This window comes from Listeria immobilis (assembly GCF_014322765.1).
GTDB classification, from domain to species: Bacteria; Bacillota; Bacilli; order Lactobacillales; family Listeriaceae; genus Listeria; species Listeria immobilis.
Genome location: NZ_JAASTZ010000025.1, coordinates 16,051 through 38,048, shown reverse-complemented (window position 1 = coordinate 38,048; position 21,998 = coordinate 16,051). Strand labels below are relative to the sequence as shown.

The following is a 21,998-nucleotide window of genomic DNA, read 5'->3' as shown; positions in this document are numbered from 1 at the left end:
TTGACACTTGGGTTTTCTTTCTTTTATTTTATCATTTTTTCTCTAACCCTGGGTCTACTTTTATTGTACTATGTCAGTAGCACCACTTCAACATGAGTGTTGCTAATAACTATTTAATAAAATTTCATCCATAAAGCTGGGTGAACACCACCAGTACATTTGCGATCACTTATATTGCCTTTAAATATATTATTTCCTTGAATTCCCACATTACCATCACCGTGTATATATACCGCTTTTACATTTACTCGCCCAGGTGAACGAAGCCACCACCAAACTCCAGTTTTGCCCTCGAATCTTGCTATCCGTTTATTGTTATTATCATCTTTTCTTTCAAACCAATATCTTTGATTCTTTCCCGGCTCATATAATTTTGAACTACTATCACCAAAGTAATGGCATGTCACTTCCTCAATACTCAATAAGAATATGCTATCTTTGGTATCTACTCCCCCATCTGTACCATACCATTGATTATCATCATTTTTATTGATTACAGAAACTATTTTCGATTTCTCAGTAGCAGAAAATGTATTATAAAACTCACCATTAAGATAGAATCTTAACGCACAATCAGCCCATGTTATCTGTTTATACGCATCATGGTAAACACGATGTTCTATAATATTTTCAGTTATAATTAAAGCACTATTTTCTTTTATATCAAGTACTCGCCAGTTATAATTCCCAAATGAAAGTATCGAACCAATTTCATAATTTTTCATTCTATAGCTCCCCTCTAGTTATATTTTTCTTTTATAGGGAATAATAAATCAAGTTGTAGATAACCCATTTCAGAATTATGTTTCTGAACAAAATTATAGAAGTTTAGTGTTTCTTCAAATCCTTGTCCAAAAACTGTTTCAGGTGAATCCCATCGAGGCGCTCCCCAATCGCTTTCATACTTATCACTTGCATCAACCCATTCTGTCAACCATCGCCAATCAGAGAAATCCCATGACCGCAGCACATGTGCGGCATATAATCCCCCACTGAATTTTCGTTTTAAAAGTGGTGCTGGGACCTCCATATTATCAGGTATTGAGACCCATACTTCATAAATGCGTGAATTTTCACCAATCTCAATAGAAACGTCAGAGCAGTCAAAGCCAAAGCTTCGAGCATCTGGTTTTATTTTCAATAAATCGTTCTCTTTTGTAAATTTACTAATCATATCCAATGCTTTTCCCTCACAACCCTCTCCTGAAGCATAAGCCGCCGCTATAGCCATAGGTGGTAAATAAATAATACGAATATCTTTATCTTCTAGTTTATTTAAATTTTCACTTGCTTTATGGAGTTCATCCATTGATATACTCTCCTTTTCTTTAATTTGGTTATCTGAAAAAGAAAGGGCATTTATAGAAGCAAACAGCATATCATCATCAAGTAATTTTAAATGTACATCAGCTTTATCATTAATTTCTTCAGCAAAACGTACTAAAATAGATTTAACTGTCGATAATGCCGTAATTTCATTATCTAGTCAAGGTGTTTACAACTAATTTTGAAGTAATTGGATTAACTATGGACAATTCAGTGATTATCTACTATGGAATTGGTGAGGAAACACTAGAAGAAGTTATTCAGACTTATAAATACGATAAAGCAAATGATGTATATCATGTTGAAGCAACACGAGAAGACCGTTTAGAAATGTTCAGTGAAGAAGTGAAGAAAGAAATAGTCAGCCTAAAAAATAGAACCTGAAAGAATGATTTTAGTCATAAAACCCAATAAAATAAGTCAACAGCATTCTTGGCTGTTGACTTATTTTATTGGGTTTGTAGTTTTGTTAGTGACTCAACTGGTTCGCAAAATAGCAAATATCTAAACTAATTTTCAGAGCGTTTCAGCGTAACATGTCATGACTTGTGGCAACAAACGAGCTGGTAGTTGTAAAAATATAATTCTCGCCATTAACTGCATAGGTGAGTTATGCTTATCATGTAAGGATAGAAAAACTTTTACCATCATATTTAATGATAATAATATCGACATTTTTGATTTTTGGTTTTTTTCGCAACATTTCTTTTGAAAACAAATATAACAGTGTTTTAATAGTAAAAGCATGAGTAACAATTAGGATGTTTGGATTATTCAAGTGAATAAAATTATCGCCTATATCTTTGAGAAAACTTTCCAACCTATCCGTAATCATATGAAACGGTTCAACCATTCCTGTTATATCGGATTTATAAATAACTTCATGAACTTCTGACAGACGAAAATTAAGTTCTGAAAAATCATTTTGAATCTGCAATTCATTCATCATACTTGAAATGAACTTATCATTATTTTCTGCTTCCCAGCTCCCTAAGCACCACTCGCGGAGTCTTTTATCAGTAATAACTTGCAACTCATTTTGCCCCTGTGCAGTTAATATGGTTTTTCCAGTTTGTAAAGCTCTGGATGTATCACTGGAAAATACAGACGAAAATTGAACATCTTTCAGTTGTAGTCCTAATTGTGAGGCTGATTGGATTCCTCTTTCAGTCAATGGGGAATCTGCCCAACCTTGTGCTTTATGTAACTGATTAAGTAATGTTTCGCCATGCCGAGTAACATAGAAAGTAACTGTTGAATTCATGTTTTATCCTCCAAGGTAAAATTTTGTAAACGTTTTAGTTTATCGGTGATAGTGAAATCAAGAAATTAGTAACATTGCATCAGAACCATCTACCCAAAACAACGCTAGAAGAGTTTGTTATTCGACTTGGTGGTATTGAAATGAGTGCATCTTAAAATTTAACAAACTATGGAGTTTATTTCGCTGCTTCCTTTGGATTGAATAGAGAATGTAGAATATTTAAACAGAGTAAAGATAAGAAAGGATTAAGTGTTTATAGAAAGATATAGTTTGATGGTTAAAGCATTCTTAGATAAATAAAAAATTGAATACTGTTATCAATAAATTGAAAATATGCATTTGTGAAGTTATCTATATGTTAAAAAGTAGGATTACACAAAAATCCTCTGCTAAGTACTATCTTAGCAGGGGTTATTTTGGTAGGGAAAAGGTAGGGAACCATATCATTTTTAATGAAAATCAAGCACTTTAGTAATTGAAAAACGTTGATTTATCGATATTCCCCATCCATATTATGTTGGTTCTTTATTCCCACTCCACCGTAGCAGGCGGTTTACTCGTAATATCATAAACAACCCGATTCACATGAGCTACTTCATTCACAATCCGCACTGAAATCTTCTCCAGCACATCCCACGGAATACGAGCCCAATCTGCAGTCATCCCATCAATACTCGTCACCGCACGAACAACCACAGTATGGTCATACGTTCTACCGTCACCCATAACACCAACGCTACGGATATTTGGAAGGGCTGTGAAGTATTGCCAGATTTCGCGTTCTAAGCCGGCTTTTTTGATTTCTTCGCGTAAAATATAATCAGAATCACGAACGATTTCTAGTTTTTCTTCGGTGATTTCGCCAAGGACACGGATTCCAAGACCTGGACCTGGGAATGGTTGGCGCCAAACGATTGCATCAGGCATACCAAGTTCGGTTCCAAGGGCGCGAACTTCATCTTTGAAAAGGGTGTTTAGTGGTTCGATTAGTTGAAATTGCATATCTTCTGGTAGTCCGCCAACGTTGTGATGTGATTTGATTGTTTGGGCGGTTGCTGTACCACTTTCGATAATGTCGGTGTAAAGTGTTCCCTGTGCGAGGAATTCTACGCCGTCTAGTTTGTTTGCTTCGTCATCGAAAACGTAAATGAATTCGTTGCCGATGATTTTGCGTTTTTGTTCTGGGTCAGAAACGCCAGCTAGTTTGTCCATGAAGCGTTTTTTCGCGTCTACTTTGATGATGTTCATATTGAATTCACCTTGTAAAGTTGCCATTACTTGGTCTGCTTCACCTTTACGAAGCAAGCCGTGGTCAACGAAAATACAGGTTAGTTGGTCGCCAATCGCTTTATGGATTAACACACCTACAACAGAGGAATCTACACCGCCAGAAAGAGCTAGCAAGACTTTTTTGTCGCCAACGATTTCTTGGATTTTAGCGATTTCGACTTCGCTAAAGTTTTCCATTGTCCAGTCGCCTTTACAGCCACAGATGTTTAATGCAAAATTCTTCAGTAATTCGTTTCCGTATTCGGAGTGACGTACTTCTGGGTGGAATTGTACGCCGTAAAGTTGGCGGTCTTCGTCAGCAATTCCGGCAATCGGGCAAGATGGGCTTGTTGTCGTTACTTCAAATCCAGCTGGTTCTTGTACCACTAAGTCGCCATGACTCATCCAAACTACTTGATCAGTTGGAAGTCCAGCAAATAAACGGTTAGGTACTTCTACATGGATATCTGCTTTTCCGTATTCACGGTCTTTTGCGGCTTCTACTTTCCCATCAAAATGGACAGTCATTAATTGCATGCCGTAACAAATTCCTAAAATCGGAATACCCATGTCAAAAATTCTTTCATCCGCACGAAAAGCATCTTTATCGTATACGCTGTTTGGTCCTCCTGAAAAAATAATTCCCGTTGGATTTAGTGCTTTCATTTCTTCGAGTGTGATAGTATGCGGATGTAATTCACTATACACGCCAAAATCACGGATACGGCGCGTAATAAGTTGGTTATACTGGCTACCAAAGTCTAGAACGATAATTTTCTCTTGCTCGGTAAAGTCTTTCATAATTTTAAACAAAACCACCCTTATCTATAAAATGAAACCGCAAAAATGCGGTTACTTCACGGTAATAATAAGAAAAGGACAAATCACTTGTCCTTTTCATCTTCTTTCATTTTAACGTGTCCCCTCTAAAGTTGCAACACCTTATTTGGAATTTTTCTCGTCTATCAGCCCTAAACCTTGGACGAGAATTTTATCGCCGCGCATTCGACCAAAATCAAGTGAATTTATATTAGCACAAGGGATTTCAAGCTCCCCTAAAACTTCTTCTACTGTTTTATACATGTATTTTACTTGTGGCGCGACTAGCACTGCATCGACTTGTTCTTTATAATTGCGGAATTTCCCAGCCGTTATTGCGCCAACGGGACCCATTACAACAACTAAATCTCGCTCGCCAAAATTTTCACGGAAACGATCTTGGTACTTCACATCTTCTGGAAAAACAAGTACAGCATCCAATCCTTCTGAAACCGCGCTTTTCACCACGTTTTGTGCCATTAAGCTGGAAGTCGCTCCGCCAGCGCAGACAATCATTAATGTTTTCAACTTCATCCCTCCAAAAAATGACTCTGGAAAATCCCAGAATCATTCTTGTTTTGCATATCTACATTCCTTTGCCGCCAAGGATATCTAGTTCTTGGATGCGTTTGACTTCTTTGATTAGCGGTTTAGCTTTTGCAATCATGCTCTTTACAGCAATGTTATCAAGAGAAGCTTCATGATGACCTTTGTCGACCCAGATTTCTGAAACAAAAATCGTCTCCGCTTCTGTCTCTGAAACACTAACGATGTACTGGATACATGTATTATATTCTTCCAAGCCTTCTGCCGCTTCTAGCAAGAGCTTCACTAACTGATCACGCTCTCCAGGATGTGTATAAAAAGCTGTTAATAATCCATAACCAACTTTCATTTAAACAACCTCCTATTTCCAAAAATCATCTAATATCGTAATTGCCATATGGCGCTTATGCTCTGTTTTAATAAACCAGTTTTCAATTTTTGCTGCTGCTTCTGCTGGAACTGTTTTGCCTTCCAAATAATCATCAATTTGGTCGTAAGTAACACCTAGAGCTACTTCATCGGGAAGCGCTGGTTTATTATCTTCTAAATCAGCAGTCGGTTTTTTCATATATAAATGTTCCGGGCAACCAAGCTCTTTTAGAAGTGCCTTGCCTTGACGTTTATTTAAGCGAAATAGTGGATTTATATCCGTTCCGCCATCACCATATTTTGTATAAAAGCCAGTAACTGCTTCTGCCGAATGATCGGTTCCAACAACTACACCTTTATTCATTGCCGCAATCGCATATTGGACTTTCATTCGTTCGCGCGCTTTTTCATTTCCTTTTGCAAAATCAGATAGCTCAACGCCCGCTTCACTAAGAGCCGCCACACTTGCGTCCACTGAAGCTTTAATATTGACGGTCAGTCTGTTGTCCGGTTGCATAAAATCAAGGGCATCTTGACGGTCCGATTCATCTAGTTGAATTCCGTATGGTAAGCTCACCGCGAAAAACTGATACTCCTCGTCAGCCGTTTCTGCGCGTAGTTCACTTATCGCCATTTGTGCTAATTTTCCTGCTAACGTGGAATCTTGCCCACCAGAAATCCCAAGAACAAAGCTTTTTAAGAACGGGTTCTTTTTTAAATATGCTTTTAAAAACTCAACACTTTTTCTAATTTCTGCCCGAGCATCAATTGTTTCTGCTACTTGCATATCTGCTAAAATTCTTTTTCTGATATCCATCATAATTCCTCCTAAAACGGCATATCTAATTCAACTGGTGAATGTAATTGAACACTCTTCCGGACTTTTTCGATATTGCGCATTTTATTTTTCCAACATTTGACACTTAAATCTACTGGGTATTGCTCCGGACGAACAGTACGCTTATACTCATCCCAAAGTAGTGCTAGATTTTCTTCTTTATACGCTTTAATTTCATCTAAAGTTGGCATTTCATAGACTAGTTCGCCGTCTTTAAAAATCGGTACAAGTAGCTCACGGGCTGTAAAATTTTCCACCGTTTTCATAATGTACGTATGCACTGGGTGGAACATCGTTAATTTATCAACGTTTTCAAGCGATTCATCCTCTAAAGCAATGTAGTCTCCTTCTGCTTTTAAGCCATCTTCGCTCGTAATAATCCGGTAAACTTTTTTCTTACCTGGAGTGGAAACTTTTTCAGTATTACTAGAAAGCTTAATCGAATCTTGTAAAATATCATTTTCATCCGCAATTGCAGCCATTTTATAGACGGCTCCAAGTGCAGGTTGGTCATATGCAGTAATTAGTTTCGTACCCACGCCCCATGAATCAATTTTTGCTTTTTGGGCTTTTAAAGATAAAATCGTATGTTCATCTAAATCACTAGAAGCAAAAATTTTCGCTTCGGTGAAACCAGCATCATCTAGCATTTGGCGGGCTTTTTTAGATAGGAAAGCCATATCCCCGCTATCTAAACGAATACCAATAAAATTAATTTTGTCACCCATTTCTTGTGCTACTTTGATGGCATTTGGAACACCTGATTTTAGCGTATCATATGTATCTACTAAGAAAATGGAATCAAAATGTGTTTTAGCATAGCTTCTAAATGCCTCTAGTTCATCACGATAAGCTTGAACCATCGCATGCGCCATCGTACCAGACACAGGAATGCCGAATATTTTTCCAGCGCGAACATTACTTGTAGAATCACAACCGCCAATATAGGCTGCCCGTGTACCCCAAATAGCTGCATCCAATTCTTGTGCACGTCTTGTTCCAAACTCTGCAAATGTTTCATCCTCTATAACTGAACGAATTCGTGCTGCTTTGGTTGCAATTAGCGTTTGGAAATTCACAATATTAAGTAAAGCTGTTTCAATTAACTGCGCTTCTGCAAGACTTGCTTCCACTTGCAAGATAGGCTCTGTTTTAAAAACAAATTCTCCTTCTTTCGCAGCAAGAATATTCCCTTTAAATTTAAATGTTCGTAAGTATTCTAAAAATGGTCCATCAAAGCCAAGTTCATCATGTAAATAGGTAATATCCGTTTCCGTAAAACGTAAATTTTGCATATAGTGAATAATTCGTTCTAGTCCAGCAAATACAACAAAACCTGAATCAAATGGCATATCACGGAAAAAAACTTCAAATACCGATCTACGCTCATGAAGTCCATCGTCAAAATACGCTTTCATCATATTAAGTTGATAAAGGTCTGTATGCAGCGTTAGACTATCATCTTGAAATAAATTTGTCATTCCTTTTGCTCCTAACCTAACTGTTCTAATTTAGTTATCATTTATAAATAATAATAGCACAAAATAAGCATCCCACCTAATAATTAAACATTATTGGAGTACTCATTTTGTGCCGTTACTATTTCAAATCATCTTTTATTTTTGAAGTAGAAATACCATCTGTCCGAGGTAGATAAACGACTTCACAGTATGGTTTTAGAAAATCAAACTCACCTTCCCAGTCGTCCCCCATTACAAAAATATCAATATCCTTATTTTTAACGTCGTCTAATTTTTGTTCCCAATTACTTTCTGGAATCACTTCATCCACATATCTTATCGCTTCTAAAATCAGCTTACGATGCTCAAAATTATGGTATGCTTCTTTATGTTTCAATCGATTGAATTCATCTGTCGAAATCGCTACAATCAAATAGTCTCCTAGTGATTTAGCACGTTCTAATAAACGAATATGCCCCCAGTGAATTAAATCAAATGTGCCGTATGTAATTACTTTTTTCATCAGCTCACCTACTTTCTTTAGTAGTATATCAAGAAACAAAAAAAATCTCTACTGGTTAGCAATGCTACTTTTCCAGCCTTTCTTTTAGAAGCGAAACAAATCGCAAGCTAGAGGATCCATCTGAGTATTTATTCCATTTGGTAGCAAATTGGCGTACTTTTTCTAAATCAAACGACCCTTTTTTAATTTCTTCAATTAGTTCCGTCGTTGTAAAAACAGGTTGACCAGGAATTGTCTCTAAAAAGCCATCCGAAAGTCCCCTAGCTTTATCATATGCTTGTAAATCATAGGTATAAAAAATCATCGGCTTTTCAAGTAAAGCAAATTCAAATGGAATTGATGAATAATCTGTAATTAAAATATCCACCACTGGAAGCAAGGTTTCAATGGGTGTTTCTTTATCTACATAGACGACAAAATCACTATCCAACTTTTCTAAATCATTACTAATCGAAGGATGTAATTTTAAAATTAATTGATATTCCTCACCCAGTGCTCGTTCCATTTCAGCAATATCTAAGTGTAAAGACGTGTTTTGTAACTCATCATCACGAAAAGTAGGAGCATACAATAGCTGTTTTTTATTGGAAAGATTTAACGATTGAAAGGTCCAATCATAATTTGCTTTCAACTTCTCCTTATCAAAAAAATAATCGGTTCTGGGCACGCCAATCTTTAATAGCTGTTTTTCATCTAATAAAAACGATTTTTGGAAAATCAAAGCCATTTCATCAGACCCAACGACGACATTCGTAAAACGTTGATAAACAGCTTGAAATCGTTTTTTATCTGCTGTGGTTCTTTTTTGCGCTGCTTTATCTTCCCAGCCAAACTTCTTTAGCGCACCATTTGCATGCCAAATTTGAATACAAGAAGCACCTTTTCTCCATTTTTCCCCAGCTAATTCCACAAAATAATTATCAGTTACAACTACTTTTGCCGTATTAAGATGAAACATTAATGGAATAAATTGAGCTACATTTTTAGGTTTTAGCTTTAGAAAATCTCGTGAAATGTTTGTTACATTTATACGTGGATCATAAAAAACAATCGTATTAGGCGTAAATTTATCAAGCTCCATTTGCTTAATAATAGCTGCGGGATTCTCTTCAAAACTAATTAAAAACACCACTTTTTGCTGCATAGGAAAAAGTCTTGCTAAACCGCCAACTACTTTAACAGCCAACATATAAATATAAATTGCTATTTTTTTCATTTTTCCACCGCCTATTTTTTAGCAAAAACAATATTCACCGTTTTTTCTGCTGCATGTCCGTCTTCCCAAGTACAAAATTGCTCTAAAAAACTACTTTCTATTTCAGGCGGATTGACAAGCATTTTACCAAGCTCATCCATTAATTGCTCATTAGTTTCGACTAGTGGTCCAGGAGCATTTTTTTCAAAGTCAAAATAAAAACCACGGAGCGTATCACGATATTCAGCCAAATCATACGTATAAAACAACATCGGCCGTTTCAGATTCGCATAATCAAAAAATACAGAAGAATAATCAGTAATTAACAAATCACTCACTAAATATAAATCACGAATATCTTCATGTTTTGATGCATCTCGTACAAAATCTCCATATTGCCCAAAATCAAAATGTTCCGCAACTAGATAATGCATCCGAACAAGCAAAACTACTTCATCTCCCAATTTTTCTTGCATTTGAGCAATATCTATTTTTAAATCAAATTTGTATTTTCCTGCTTCGTAAAAATCATTATCCCGCCATGTTGGGGCATATAAAACAACTTTTTTATCTTCTGAAATATTTAATGCTTTTTTGATATTTGCGATTTTCACGTCTTTGTCCGCACTAAATAAAATATCATTACGTGGATATCCCGATTCAATCATTTCACCAGTAAATCCAAACGCTTGTCTAAAAATAGCACTAGAATATGCATTAGGAGCAATTAAATAATCCCATTTCTGCGCTTCTTTTACAAAATCTGCTTTGTATTGTTCCGTCGTTTGCCCCGGCATATGGACTTCTTCAATATCAACCCCAAGTTTCTTTAAAGGAGTCCCGTGCCAAGTTTGCACATAGATTGTTTTTTTAGGTTTCGGTAGCTCTAATGGCAATCGACTATTAGAAATCCAATATTTTGCCTGTCCCATTTTAAATAACCAACTGACTGAGAAACGTGTAACATATGGGACACCCTGCGCTTTAAAAAGTTCGACATATTTCGGATTCACACTCCAAAGTAATTCATATTCTGGATTGTTTTTTTCCATATATTCAAAAATCGCTCGTGGATTACAACTATATTGTTTTCCAGAAAAGCTTTCAAACATCACCAATTGCTTTTGTCGAGGTAAAAATCCCACCAACCTAAATAGCAGATAATATACCTTTTGTACTAACTTCATCAGGATATTTCCTCCCACCCTTTATTTAAAATCTCGTTTTAATTTGATATTTCGTTTTATTTTTGCCAATAAGCTATTCATAACACGTAACTCGATAATTGACATTTTTTTATACCTATCTTTGTAAAAGATTGCTACTTTATTTTGAAATGGTTTTAAATTAAACACCGCTCGTTCTATACTTCCAACCTTTCTTACCGAAATATCCCAAATTTTTTGGTCAGATTTTCGTGTAATTAACTTAGCAGAGGAGCTGTCAGTACTTGCTCCAAGAATAAACTGGCCTTCATTTGGCAAAGACTGCCGTTGTTCTTCTAGCGATAGTTCCACTACAGCAGGCTTACCAATTCGATAGACTTCTTTTATACTAACTAGCGGTACCTCACTTAATGGTTCCATTTCAAACTGCACTGGCCAACCATTTCGCATAATCGAAAGCATCATTTCTTTTACAACAAGCGGCGTGTCTAGAGCCAAAATCGTATTAGCTCCGACTACCTTCAATATTCGCTGTAGTTCAACCACAAAGCCTTCTTGTTCAGCCTCATTTAGTACCTCTTTAAAATACACATTTTCCTTATAAAAAAACAACTTCGCATGATAAGCAATAAGTGTTTTTATATAAGGAATAACGCTTCCAAATTCCTTTTGAGAATCTGCTATGTATGTTTGATATACCTTTTCAAGAAAAGCTGTATACCTTTCATTTTTTTTCCAAGAAGAACTTACAAGCGAGCCCTTTTGTTTCATATCGCGATAGTAATAGTAACCCGCATCCGCAATTAATCCATACGTTCGATTCTTCAATAAAAATTGCGTAATTAAGAGCTGATCTTCCCCAAAATAAAGCTCCTCAGCAAACGAAAACTCTTGCAAGCTCTTATAACGTAAAAAAGTTCCCCCGATATAATAATGAATTGCCTGAGGTTCTTCCTCAATATTCACCATTCGATCGCCATTCTTAAAACGATAATTTAATTTATGTGGAGCAATTTTCTGTTTTTTACCAAAATCATCTAAATAATAAAAAGCTGGTACTACCATATTTACGTTAGATTGATTTAAAAAAGCCGCCATCTTTTCTAACATATTACTAGATAAAACATCGTCTGCATCTAAAAAGCCGACAAAGTCAGTATCTTCTCGTACATTATGTATTCCAATGTTTCTTGCTTTCGCAGGTCCACCGTTCGGAATGTTTAACATGCGAATATTATTGGGATATTTTTCTGCGTAATGATTCGCAATAATCCCGCTATTATCCGTGCTTCCATCATTAATAAGCAGCACCTCGACATGTTCTAAAAAACGGTAGGACTGCTTAATAACACTATTTATGGATACTTTTAACCTTTTTTCAGCATTGTAAAAAGGAATTATAATCGCAAATTTCATTCTACTACCCTCTCCATATAAAAGCTGGGAAGTTTAGGATAAAGCAAATGATTTTCGAATAAACGCATTCGAATAACTTGCCTCCTAAATCAACTTTAGCAAACAAATATCACCGGCTTATGACCTAAACTCCCCAATGTTTTTATTATATCTTCCACTCCATAACGCTTTTACCCCATGGGCTACGTAAATCAGCTTCAAATGATTCAATAACATCTTGAATGGAATGAACAGAATGAACTTCTCCAACAAGGTTTTGCAAATATTCTACGCCTCGTTTGTTTGTTGATAAAAATTCTACTGTTTTTTCAAAATCAACTCGACCGCTGCGACTACTTCCGTAAACAGTCAGCCCTTTTTCAAGTACCATGCGTGAGTTAAACTCAATCGGATATTCCGATACACCTAGCAATGAAATCGTTCCTTCTGGTTTAATTACATCAATAATTTGACTTACAGCATATTGGCTACCCATTCCACCAGCACATTCAAATGCTTGATCAATAACTAAATCAGCTGGTACATCATCAATTGAATAAGCACCATCTACAAATGAAAAGAAATCTAATTTGTAAGGTGTTTTACCGAAAATATATACTTTACTTTCAGGATACCAAGATTTTAGTAATAAAGAAGTGATAAAACCTAAATTTCCATCGCCCCATACACCGAAAGTTTCACGGTTAGCATTACTTTTTGATTCAAATCGTAAAATCGCGTGAACAGCAACAGAAATGAGTTCAGAAAATGCTGCTACTTTCATATTAATATCATCTGGTAATGCAACCACACGGTCTCTCCGCATAAATACATAGTCTTGCATTAAACCATCATAACCACTTGAACGGAATTTGCTTGATTGCAAATAATTCTCCGCGATAACAGGATCGCTGGCAAATGGTGTATTTGGTATCATCACTACTTTAGCTCCTGGTTTAAACGCTTTAGTTGCATCATAAACTACTTCGCCGACACCTTCATGAATCAGAGCCATCGGAAGTTTTTTAGATAGCATTTCTTTCCCTCTAGAACCTGTATAGTAACGTTGGTCTGCCGCGCAAATAGATAAATGTGTTGGTCTTACAACTATAACATCATCCGTTAAACTTTCATCCACATTGGCAACTTCAAACTGTCTTTCTGAAACAAGTCTATATACTTGATTAATCATTGGCTATCCGCTCCTGAATAATCGCATTTGCTACTTTTAAATCATATGGAGTAGTAATCTTAATATTAAAGATTTCGCCTTTAACTAATTTCACTTTTTCACCAGCAAGCAAACAAATCTTACAAGCATCTGTTAGAATTTGTTTCTCTTCCATCGTCAAGTTTTGATAGTGATTATACACCTTTTTCATATTAAAACTTTGAGGTGTTTGACCTTGATACATCTGATCTCTAACCGGGATATCTGTAATAAAGTTATGGTTACTTGATTCAACAATCGTATCAAGTGCTTCAATTACAGTGTCAACTGCTCCCGTTTCAAGTGCCGCATCAATATTTTCTTCAATAATTCGATGTGTTAAAAACGGACGAACTGCATCATGTGTAACAATGACATCCTCATCAGTTAAGCCATATGTTTTTTCCACAAAACGAATCCCGTTCATAATTGTTTCATTTCTGTCTTCTCCGCCTTCAATTACCACAATACGGTCATCAGAAATATATTTTTTAATGTTGTCCTCTGCATGATTCATCCATTCTTTTGGTGATGAAATAAGAATTTTATCAAAACGAGTATTTAAAATAAATTTTTCTACCGTATGAACAATAGTTGGTTTACCATTTAGAGGTAGAAATTGTTTTGGCATGCTAACGTTACCCATTCGCGTACCTTTTCCTCCAGCTAAAATTTGAGCGTATATCATTCTCTAATCTCCTTTAACTGTTTTTTTAGTCATTATCTTCATTGTAACATAGAAGTAGTAAAACTAACTAGTTTCTATCTAGCCTAATATATTATTTTTTTCTAAGTTTGTCAAAAAGTCTATCATTTCATATAATAACAATGAAAAACTTGTAAATCTAAAAGGTATTAGCGTATACTTAAATGGTCTATATGAATTTCAGAATAGAAGGAGACTATTAAATATGAGAGTTAAAAAAGCAGTTATTCCTGCTGCTGGTCTAGGAACACGTTTTTTACCAGCAACAAAAGCTATGCCGAAAGAAATTTTACCAATTGTGGATAAGCCAACCATTCAATACATAGTAGAAGAAGCAGTTGCCTCAGGTATAGAAGATATTCTTATTGTAACTGGTAAAGGGAAACGAGCTATTGAAGATCATTTTGATTCCGTACCAGAACTTGAAAGTAACCTTCGCGAAAAAAATAAGATGGAATTATTACATCTAGTAGAACAAACGACTAATATCAACCTACATTTTATTCGTCAAGCAAAACCTAAAGGACTTGGTGATGCAATTCTTCAAGCTAAAGGTTTTGTTGGAAATGAACCTTTTATAGTTATGTTAGGTGATGATATTGTAGAATCAAAAATCCCATGTTCTAAACAGCTTATGAATCAATATGAAAAAACTCATAGTTCTGTTATTGGAGTGCAAACAGTACCTCACGAAGAAACATATCGTTATGGTATTATAGATCCAATTAATGAATATGACAAAAATTTATATAATGTAAAAGGTTTTGTGGAAAAACCAGATCCTACTAAAGCCCCATCTGACTTAGCCATCTTGGGACGTTATTTACTAACACCACAAATATTTGATTTCTTAGAAACACAACAGCCAGGAGCAGGTGGCGAAATCCAATTAACCGATGCTATCAACAGCTTGAATGAGGTACAGCGTGTATTCGCATATGATTTTGAAGGGGAACGATTTGATGTAGGAGATAAATTCGGTTTCATTCAAACTACTATGCAATTTGCTTTAAAACATCCTGAAATAAAAAATGATGTAAGTAAGTTAATTGATGATTTATACCATCAAATTCATAAAAATGATAAGAAATAAAAAGAGAGCCAACCAAATTTAAAATTTGGCTGGCTCTCTTTTTAAGTAATTTATCCTAGTACATAATAAAGTTTATAAGCTTTAGCAATTGGTTTAATAGAATTCAACCCCACCGCTTTATATACTGAATTTGTAGCACGCCGATAATACTTTAAATAATATTGTTTCGATTGATAGTGAGTTTTATCAAAAAGCACCTTTAAAAATTGTAAATATGCTATACTGAATGGCTTATTTTCACTCCAAACAAAATATTTTTCAACTGGAATTTGCAAGTAAAAATAACCTACTGATATAAGTTCACTCACTAATTGCTTATTATGGCTATTAAGAAAATTAGTAAGATCTTTTAAAGCTTCTTGCGCATCATTTAATTCACCATTTATTAATTTGTTTTGGAACTCTGGACCTAATTTTGTGCGTATCAGATAGTTAAAAAAGTTTTTATCAAAATCCAGTAAAACTAAGCTCAACTCTGTGTAGTCCTCTTCCAACTTCCTATAAAAATCCCAGCAATCAATCATATCATTTATAGTGTAATTATCAGCAACTTGCATCTTAACTTCATTATTTTCAATTTCTTCCAAAACACTATGCTTCCATATCATTTTTGCTTTTTGAAAAATATCAATTAGGCACATTCTTTCTTCTGCTTTTTCAAAATATGTTTTCAAAAAAGAAATATTATACAAAATATACGATCCCATCTCCTCCAATAACACATGGGGATCACGTTCCAAGTAAGTACTCACAGGTTTAGGTGATATTTCATCAAGAAATTGGAGTTTCTCAGTCATTTCATACTTATTTTCATCTGGTAGCTTGCGTAAATATTGTAAAAACGCATGATTTTGATTGAATAAATGAATATCTGCTTCATCCATATTCTCAGAGCAGCGAGTAACATAATCTTCTATTTGTAATAGGATTTTTTGATTAAACTCTGAACAAACTATTAAAAAATCAGCTGATGTATTCATCACTTTATTCTTTATTTGTTCACAAAGATAGGGACTTCCCCATCTGCTTCCAGAACCTTCTATAACAAGTTTCTCTATTACTAGATTCATATATTACTCACATCCTCATCATTTTTTGCAATATATGTTTCAACGAATCGTTTTGTCGAATTTCCGTCTAAGCTTCCAACGAATTTATTTTTAAATGTTTGAAGCTCATCGAAATTGTAATCTCCATTTTTAATTGAATCAACTAGCGATTCTGTATCTTTAAAAATCCCACCTGGAATTGTTGCCTTGTAATCAAAATAAAAACCTCTTTCATCTAAATATTCATCAATATCGTAAGCAAAGAAATAGATAGGTCTATTCATTAAGCTATATTCAAAAATAACTGAAGAATAATCTGTAATCAAAGCATCACTAAACAACATTAAATCATTAATATCATGGTTTATTGACAAATTTAAAATGAATGGATCATCAGCATCTAAATTGAAAGAAACATTTTTTATAACTGGATGAAACTTCAGCAATAAAATGTGTGTATCCCCAAGTTCTCTTTTTAGTGCAGCGATGTCAAGTGTAACACTGTAATTGAATCGCTCATTCGGACCTCCACGAAATGTTGGTGCATAAAGAAGTACTTTTTTATCTTTTAATTGTGGATAGATTTTTTGATACGTTTCTTTCGTATAATTCACATATTCTTGATTAAAAAACATATCTGTTCGTGGAATACCAATTGGTTTAATTTGATTTTCTTTTTTTCTAAAGGCTTCCATATACTCTGGAATAATCCCCTTGGAACTAACGAGTACATCTGTATATGGTGAATGGGCACGTGTTTCAAATTCTTCTGTGTTTGCATCTGTTCCTTCCAAAGCACTGAATCCAAACTTTTTAAAAGCTCCAGTTGCATGCCAGGACTGTATTACATGTGTATTTTTATTAAATTTCAAACCATAAATTTTGTTATAATAATCATCTAAAACAATAGTCTTCGCTCTTCCTAATACATAATATAACTGAAACATTTCAAACCAGTTCCGATTCTTTCTTAAGAACACATATACCTTCTGAGGCATGTTGTTATAAAACAAATAATCATAAATAGCAAGTAAATTACCCTCTAAATGTGTATTACGTTCTGTAGCAAGAACTACTTGATTTTTTTTCCGTGGCAACCAACTAGCTAGTTTAAATATAATTCTCCTACTAACTTTGCTAATTAAAATTGGTGCTTTAAATTTGCGTCGAACAATAAATTTAAAGGAAATTTTACGTGCACTACTCCAATCATTATTATCGATAATCTGTAAGGCTGCTTTCATATGAATCGGATACGCTTTTTTAAATGCCTTTTTTGCTTCTTCTCCTTGCCTACTCCATAGATAAGCAATAAGTTTGCGATAATTCTCTTTATTATCTTTTGTTATATACTGTACCCGTTCAATACTACTATGCAATAAAAAATATCTAAATGAAGGGATAATATTTAAAAAATCATCTGTTTTAGTTTTAAACCAATCCAGCGTCATAGTAAAAGCAATTTTCTGGTTTTCACTTTTCTTACTTTCAATTGCCGCTCTCAGTGCTCCCCAAAGTTCAATGCTTGAAACACGTTGATAATATTTTAATGCAACTTCAAATTCAGTATTATTTTTTAAAAGTTCCGCTTCACCATAATCAAATATTTGAAAAACAGATTTTAAAATACGAATGGGATTTTTATTTACAGATTGGGTTAGCGATTGAGATTCACCATCTCGAAGTCTATAATAATAAACCACTTTCTCCACAGTATAAATATTTTCCGCTTGTAGTAAAGCATGCAAAACAAAAGGTTGGTCTTCTCCATATCGAATATTTTCTGGGAAGTAGACACCTTCAATTAAAGAATGGTGATATAATTTTGCACATGGCCCTATGGAATAAAATAACTCTGGATTTTTCAATAATGTTTTCATACCAGGTTTCGCAATGTTATATTTAATATGCATTGGTATAAACCATTCACCATTTGAGTTAAATCGCTTCGTTGCTCCAGTAATTAATTTAGAACCAGTTGTTATCGCTCCATCATACATAAGTTGTAGCGCATAGTTGGGAATAATATCATCACTATCTACAAAACAAATATATTCTCTATTTGCTAAACGTAATCCATGATTTCTTGCTGAAGCTGGCCCACCATTTGGTTGACTATATAACTTAAATCGCGGTTTATCTTTTATATATTGCATTACGATTTCTTTTGTTTTATCTGTTGATCCATCATCAATTAATAAAACTTCGTACAGTTCAAAGGTCTGATCATGAATACTTTCCAGTGTTTCAAAAATTATTTCTTCTACATTAAAAAGCGGTATGATAATACTTATGCCTGACTCTCGATTCTGTTCGATATGTTTATTTGAATCAATGTTCATTTTATAGACTCTCCCTAATTAAAAATATATATCAAATAATATCTTTATGTTCTTGTCTTCATTATATTAATGATACAAATTATCGTCTTCTTTTAAATATATAATATGTTCCTGCAAAAATGATTACTAGAGACAATCCAAACATAATATATGTGAATTTGGATACCATAGGCTCTGACTCAGTATACATAACATCAAAACCAATGTCTTGATCTTTTTTCTTATTACCATTAATGTATAAATTCCCAAATGGATAAAGGTCTACATTTCCTTCAATGTAAGTCCCTAATTTTAGTGGTTGATTTAGATTGCTATTTTCAACTTCTGAAATTTCAATTCTATATGTCATTTCTACATTAGGATTTTCATTTACAACCAATTTATAGTGACTCGAATCAGAAAATTCTACTCCTTTTTTCACTTGATTATAAATAATCTTATTATCCGATTCATTCGTAATTTTAATACGATATCTACTTTCATTATCTGGCTTTTTCAAAATAGATAGCTGAACAGAATTAAATGGTTCCTTTGCCTTAAAAGTCTGTTCGATTTTTTGTTTATCAGTTACAGGGACTTCTATGTGAGCATAACTTTGATGTATTAGAAAATTATTACTATCATGTTTATCACCAGCAATTATTTTGCCACCAAAAACTAGAAGAATACTACTTATTAGAAAAACTAGAAAACTTGTAATTAAAAATGCTTTTTTTAGCTTGCTTTTTAAAACAAATTTACTTGTATACAAAGTCTCTATAATGAATTTGACTCCGTATATTGATGAAACTATCATTAATGGAGTGACAAATAAGATGTATCGCTGATTAGCCTCCCAAATTAAATGAAATAACCATACTCCTATCAAAGTAATATTGATAAAAAATGATATATCAAATTCTCTTTTTTTGTAAAATCGTAACGCTCCTAGACAAATTAAAAGTAAGTTAATAATATGAAATATTTGTGCAGCCATTTCCGACAACATACGCTTATCTCCGAAAAAATAATTATATGGTTCAGAATAATCTAAGGCCGAATTAGTGTACCATGTATAAGCACGTGTTCCATCTGTCCAAGTGTTTAGCATCTTATTATTATAAAGTTCCAACAAACCTTTTGGACCATGTTTTTTGATTCGTTCTTTGATTTCCTTTATATTTGCCTCTTGCTTTTCTTCTTTTGTTTTGAATTGTGACGTATATACAACATCATCTCTGTTATAACGACCTGCTGGATCACCAAGCCCCATCATTACCCAATGAGTTTGAGGGAATTCTAATTCTGCATTTTTTTTAAAACCATAATGTACAGACAATGGTGTAAAAACACTACTCAAAGAAACAAAGAAAATTGCTAAAATAATTATATTAAGAAAAACTTTGCGCCAATTTATAATAAAAAATTGGTGAATAATCATTGCTGGAAGCAAAATGATTACATTTGGTTTTATATGATAACCTATTGCAAATAATATTCCAATTATTATAAAGTACCACCATTTTTTACTTTTTGTGTATTGATAATAACATAGTGTAATTAGAGCAGCAAAAGGTAATACAAGGGTATCTGTATAAAAATACCATATATAACCTTGTAATGGTACACATAATAATACAATAATTAAATAAATATTAGCGTATTTGCCACCATTTTCTTTACGAACAATCCAAAATAATACAAAAATAGTTATGTTCATGCAAATAAATAAAAATACACTTTCTAGTAAATACGTGTTGGTAATACCAAACACGCCTCCTAAAGAGTATAACCAATATCTAATAATAGTTATAAATATATTATTTGGATACATCATAAAATATTCTTGAACTGAAGCATGCCCACCGTTTGCTAACATTTTTAAGGCTTCCCCTTTGACAACAAAAGCATCTGCAAATGAATCCATTTGCAAGGAAGCTAACATATAAATTTGACTCAAAAATATCATAATCAACAAAAAGATGGTTAAAAAACCATCTCCTTTTTTATTTAATCTAGAACTAAACTGAAAGATACCAATAAGAACTAATAAGGCAGACGTACTCATAAATATTAATGTTACTGGGTAATCAAAGCTTAAAAACTCTGGCTTAAAAATGCTCATGCAAAGCAGATAACCAAAAATAAGTATAAATATAGCATTAAAAATGTAAACTAACTTATTCTTCACTCTTTTTACACCAAACTCTCGTTGATTTTATTTTCCTTACATTTCATTTCAAAGACATTATCTTCAATTGTAAAGCGCGGTCTTCCTTTTACTTGTTTAAAAATCTTCCCAATATATTCACCCAAAATCCCCATACCAATTAATTGAACTCCTCCAATTAGCCATAGTGAGGTAATTAACGATGTCCAACCAGGAACAACTTCTCCAAGTAATTTTTGTATAACTGCATATATACCTAAAATTACACCCACAAAAAATGTAAAAGATCCTACTACAAGCAATAAGCGAATAGGAGCTACACTAAATGACGTAATACCATCTACTGCAAATAATAGCATTTTTTTCAATGGATACTTCGATTCGCCAGCAAACCTTTCATTTCTATTATAGTAAACTTTAGTAGATTTAAATCCAAGTAATGGAACGATACCTCGTATAAACATGTTTTCTTCTTTGTATCGCAAAAACTCTGTTAAAGCACGCTTACTAAGCAACCTGTAGTCAGCATGATTAGGAACCATATTAACTCCTAATTTGCTCATAATCTTATAAAAAGCTAATGCAGAATTTCTTTTAAAATAAGTATCTGTATCTCGTTTATCTCTTACACCATAAACAACATCATATCCTTCATGATATTTTTCCATGAATTTAATGATTGCATTCACATCATCTTGTAAATCTGCATCAATAGAAACAACACAATCTGAATATACATGTGCAGATGTAAGTCCGGCTAGCAGTGCCCCTTGATGCCCATAATTACGACTTAATTTAAGCCCTGATACATGTGCATTTGACTCTGAATACTCCTCAATAAGTTCCCAAGTTTTATCTTTACTTCCATCATCAACGAACATAATCTGGCTCTTATCGCTTATTGAATCACTCATAATTAGTTTTTTAATAATACTTGTTAGTTGTGCTACACTTTCACTCAGAACTTCTTCTTCATTGTAACAAGGCACTACAACAGTTAAAAATGGTTTTTTCACTCTTTCTACAACCCCTTACCAATATTACGCTTTCTTTACAATCAGTATATACAGCATATCTCATTTAAGACAGTTTATCAACTATATATCCAAAAATTTATCTAGCAATAAGTAGGCTATTCCTTATTTATCTGTAGAGACAAAAATAACAGAATTAATGTTATGTTTAATTTAGAGGAAAATCCCCCAAAATAACTTTCTAGTTTAGAGGATAAAACTACTTATATTTTAAGTTTAATTAATTAATTTATTTTACATGAGTA

The 21,998-nt window shown here is 33.9% G+C and carries 20 protein-coding genes; 2 read left to right on the top strand and 18 right to left on the bottom strand.

Features of this window, described 5'->3' with window-relative positions:
- Window positions 1-113 precede the first annotated feature (113 nt).
- Window positions 114-725 carry a DUF6273 domain-containing protein gene (locus HCJ50_RS14760; protein ID WP_185349255.1) on the bottom strand — a complete coding sequence of 204 codons (612 nt, stop codon included), beginning with the start codon at window positions 723-725 and terminating at the stop codon, window positions 114-116.
- Window positions 726-739: 14 nt separating this feature from the next.
- Window positions 740-1,309 carry an effector binding domain-containing protein gene (locus tag HCJ50_RS14755; protein ID WP_185349253.1) on the bottom strand — a complete coding sequence of 190 codons (570 nt, stop codon included), beginning with the start codon at window positions 1,307-1,309 and terminating at the stop codon, window positions 740-742.
- A gap of 218 nt (window positions 1,310-1,527) precedes the next feature.
- Between HCJ50_RS14755 and HCJ50_RS14750 the strand changes: the two genes are divergently transcribed.
- A complete protein-coding gene (locus HCJ50_RS14750; protein WP_185349251.1) occupies window positions 1,528-1,710 on the top strand; it encodes a hypothetical protein in 183 nt (60 codons plus the stop codon).
- A gap of 235 nt (window positions 1,711-1,945) precedes the next feature.
- On the opposite strand, the gene HCJ50_RS14745 is transcribed toward HCJ50_RS14750, so the two are convergent.
- From HCJ50_RS14745 to HCJ50_RS14690, 12 genes are all read right to left on the bottom strand, one after another.
- Window positions 1,946-2,590, bottom strand: coding sequence for a histidine phosphatase family protein (locus HCJ50_RS14745; protein WP_185349249.1), 645 nt, complete (start codon window positions 2,588-2,590; stop codon window positions 1,946-1,948).
- A gap of 525 nt (window positions 2,591-3,115) precedes the next feature.
- On the bottom strand, window positions 3,116-4,672 hold the full coding sequence (gene guaA, locus HCJ50_RS14740; protein ID WP_185349247.1) for a glutamine-hydrolyzing GMP synthase: 1,557 nt from the start codon (window positions 4,670-4,672) through the stop codon (window positions 3,116-3,118).
- A gap of 129 nt (window positions 4,673-4,801) precedes the next feature.
- On the bottom strand, window positions 4,802-5,206 hold the full coding sequence (locus HCJ50_RS14735) for a PTS sugar transporter subunit IIB (protein ID WP_185349245.1): 405 nt from the start codon (window positions 5,204-5,206) through the stop codon (window positions 4,802-4,804).
- 58 nt (window positions 5,207-5,264) lie between these two features.
- On the bottom strand, window positions 5,265-5,573 hold the full coding sequence (locus HCJ50_RS14730) for a putative quinol monooxygenase (protein WP_185349243.1): 309 nt from the start codon (window positions 5,571-5,573) through the stop codon (window positions 5,265-5,267).
- Between the two features lie 12 nt (window positions 5,574-5,585).
- Window positions 5,586-6,410: an ammonia-dependent NAD(+) synthetase gene (gene nadE / locus HCJ50_RS14725; RefSeq protein WP_185349241.1), complete on the bottom strand. Its 825-nt coding sequence runs from the start codon at window positions 6,408-6,410 to the stop codon at window positions 5,586-5,588.
- 11 nt (window positions 6,411-6,421) lie between these two features.
- On the bottom strand, window positions 6,422-7,912 hold the full coding sequence (locus HCJ50_RS14720; RefSeq protein ID WP_185349232.1) for a nicotinate phosphoribosyltransferase: 1,491 nt from the start codon (window positions 7,910-7,912) through the stop codon (window positions 6,422-6,424).
- Between the two features lie 118 nt (window positions 7,913-8,030).
- Entirely contained in the window at window positions 8,031-8,414 is a 384-nt protein-coding gene (tagD, locus tag HCJ50_RS14715; protein WP_185349230.1) for a glycerol-3-phosphate cytidylyltransferase, read from the bottom strand.
- Between the two features lie 64 nt (window positions 8,415-8,478).
- A complete protein-coding gene (locus tag HCJ50_RS14710; RefSeq protein WP_185349228.1) occupies window positions 8,479-9,630 on the bottom strand; it encodes a CDP-glycerol glycerophosphotransferase family protein in 1,152 nt (383 codons plus the stop codon).
- Window positions 9,631-9,641: 11 nt separating this feature from the next.
- On the bottom strand, window positions 9,642-10,796 hold the full coding sequence (locus HCJ50_RS14705; protein WP_185349226.1) for a CDP-glycerol glycerophosphotransferase family protein: 1,155 nt from the start codon (window positions 10,794-10,796) through the stop codon (window positions 9,642-9,644).
- Window positions 10,797-10,817: 21 nt separating this feature from the next.
- Window positions 10,818-12,191 (bottom strand): glycosyltransferase family 2 protein, encoded by a 1,374-nt coding sequence (locus HCJ50_RS14700; protein ID WP_185349224.1) that lies wholly within the window; start codon window positions 12,189-12,191, stop codon window positions 10,818-10,820.
- Between the two features lie 145 nt (window positions 12,192-12,336).
- Window positions 12,337-13,362, bottom strand: coding sequence for a ribitol-5-phosphate dehydrogenase (locus HCJ50_RS14695; RefSeq protein ID WP_185349222.1), 1,026 nt, complete (start codon window positions 13,360-13,362; stop codon window positions 12,337-12,339).
- Window positions 13,355-14,068, bottom strand: coding sequence for an IspD/TarI family cytidylyltransferase (locus HCJ50_RS14690; protein WP_185349220.1), 714 nt, complete (start codon window positions 14,066-14,068; stop codon window positions 13,355-13,357). Before HCJ50_RS14690 ends, HCJ50_RS14695 begins: the two co-directional genes overlap by 8 nt.
- Window positions 14,069-14,291: 223 nt before the next feature.
- On the opposite strand from HCJ50_RS14690, the gene galU reads away from it, so the two are divergent.
- Window positions 14,292-15,179, top strand: a complete 888-nt coding sequence (gene galU, locus HCJ50_RS14685; RefSeq protein WP_185349218.1) for a UTP--glucose-1-phosphate uridylyltransferase GalU — start codon at window positions 14,292-14,294, stop codon at window positions 15,177-15,179.
- A gap of 50 nt (window positions 15,180-15,229) precedes the next feature.
- Here the strand turns inward: galU and HCJ50_RS14680 are convergent, their stop codons facing one another.
- From HCJ50_RS14680 to HCJ50_RS14665, 4 genes are all read right to left on the bottom strand, one after another.
- The gene (locus HCJ50_RS14680) at window positions 15,230-16,249 is read right to left on the bottom strand and encodes a hypothetical protein (protein ID WP_185349216.1); all 1,020 of its coding nucleotides are present in this window, start codon (window positions 16,247-16,249) and stop codon (window positions 15,230-15,232) included.
- Window positions 16,246-18,570, bottom strand: coding sequence for a bifunctional glycosyltransferase/CDP-glycerol:glycerophosphate glycerophosphotransferase (locus tag HCJ50_RS14675; RefSeq protein WP_185349214.1), 2,325 nt, complete (start codon window positions 18,568-18,570; stop codon window positions 16,246-16,248). The genes HCJ50_RS14680 and HCJ50_RS14675 overlap by 4 nt, the downstream gene beginning before the upstream one ends.
- Before the next feature lie 79 nt (window positions 18,571-18,649).
- On the bottom strand, window positions 18,650-20,740 hold the full coding sequence (locus HCJ50_RS14670) for a glycosyltransferase family 39 protein (protein WP_185349212.1): 2,091 nt from the start codon (window positions 20,738-20,740) through the stop codon (window positions 18,650-18,652).
- Between the two features lie 5 nt (window positions 20,741-20,745).
- Complete coding sequence (locus HCJ50_RS14665; RefSeq protein WP_185349210.1) at window positions 20,746-21,735, bottom strand: glycosyltransferase family 2 protein; 990 nt, start codon at window positions 21,733-21,735, stop codon at window positions 20,746-20,748.
- Window positions 21,736-21,998: the final 263 nt, after the last annotated feature.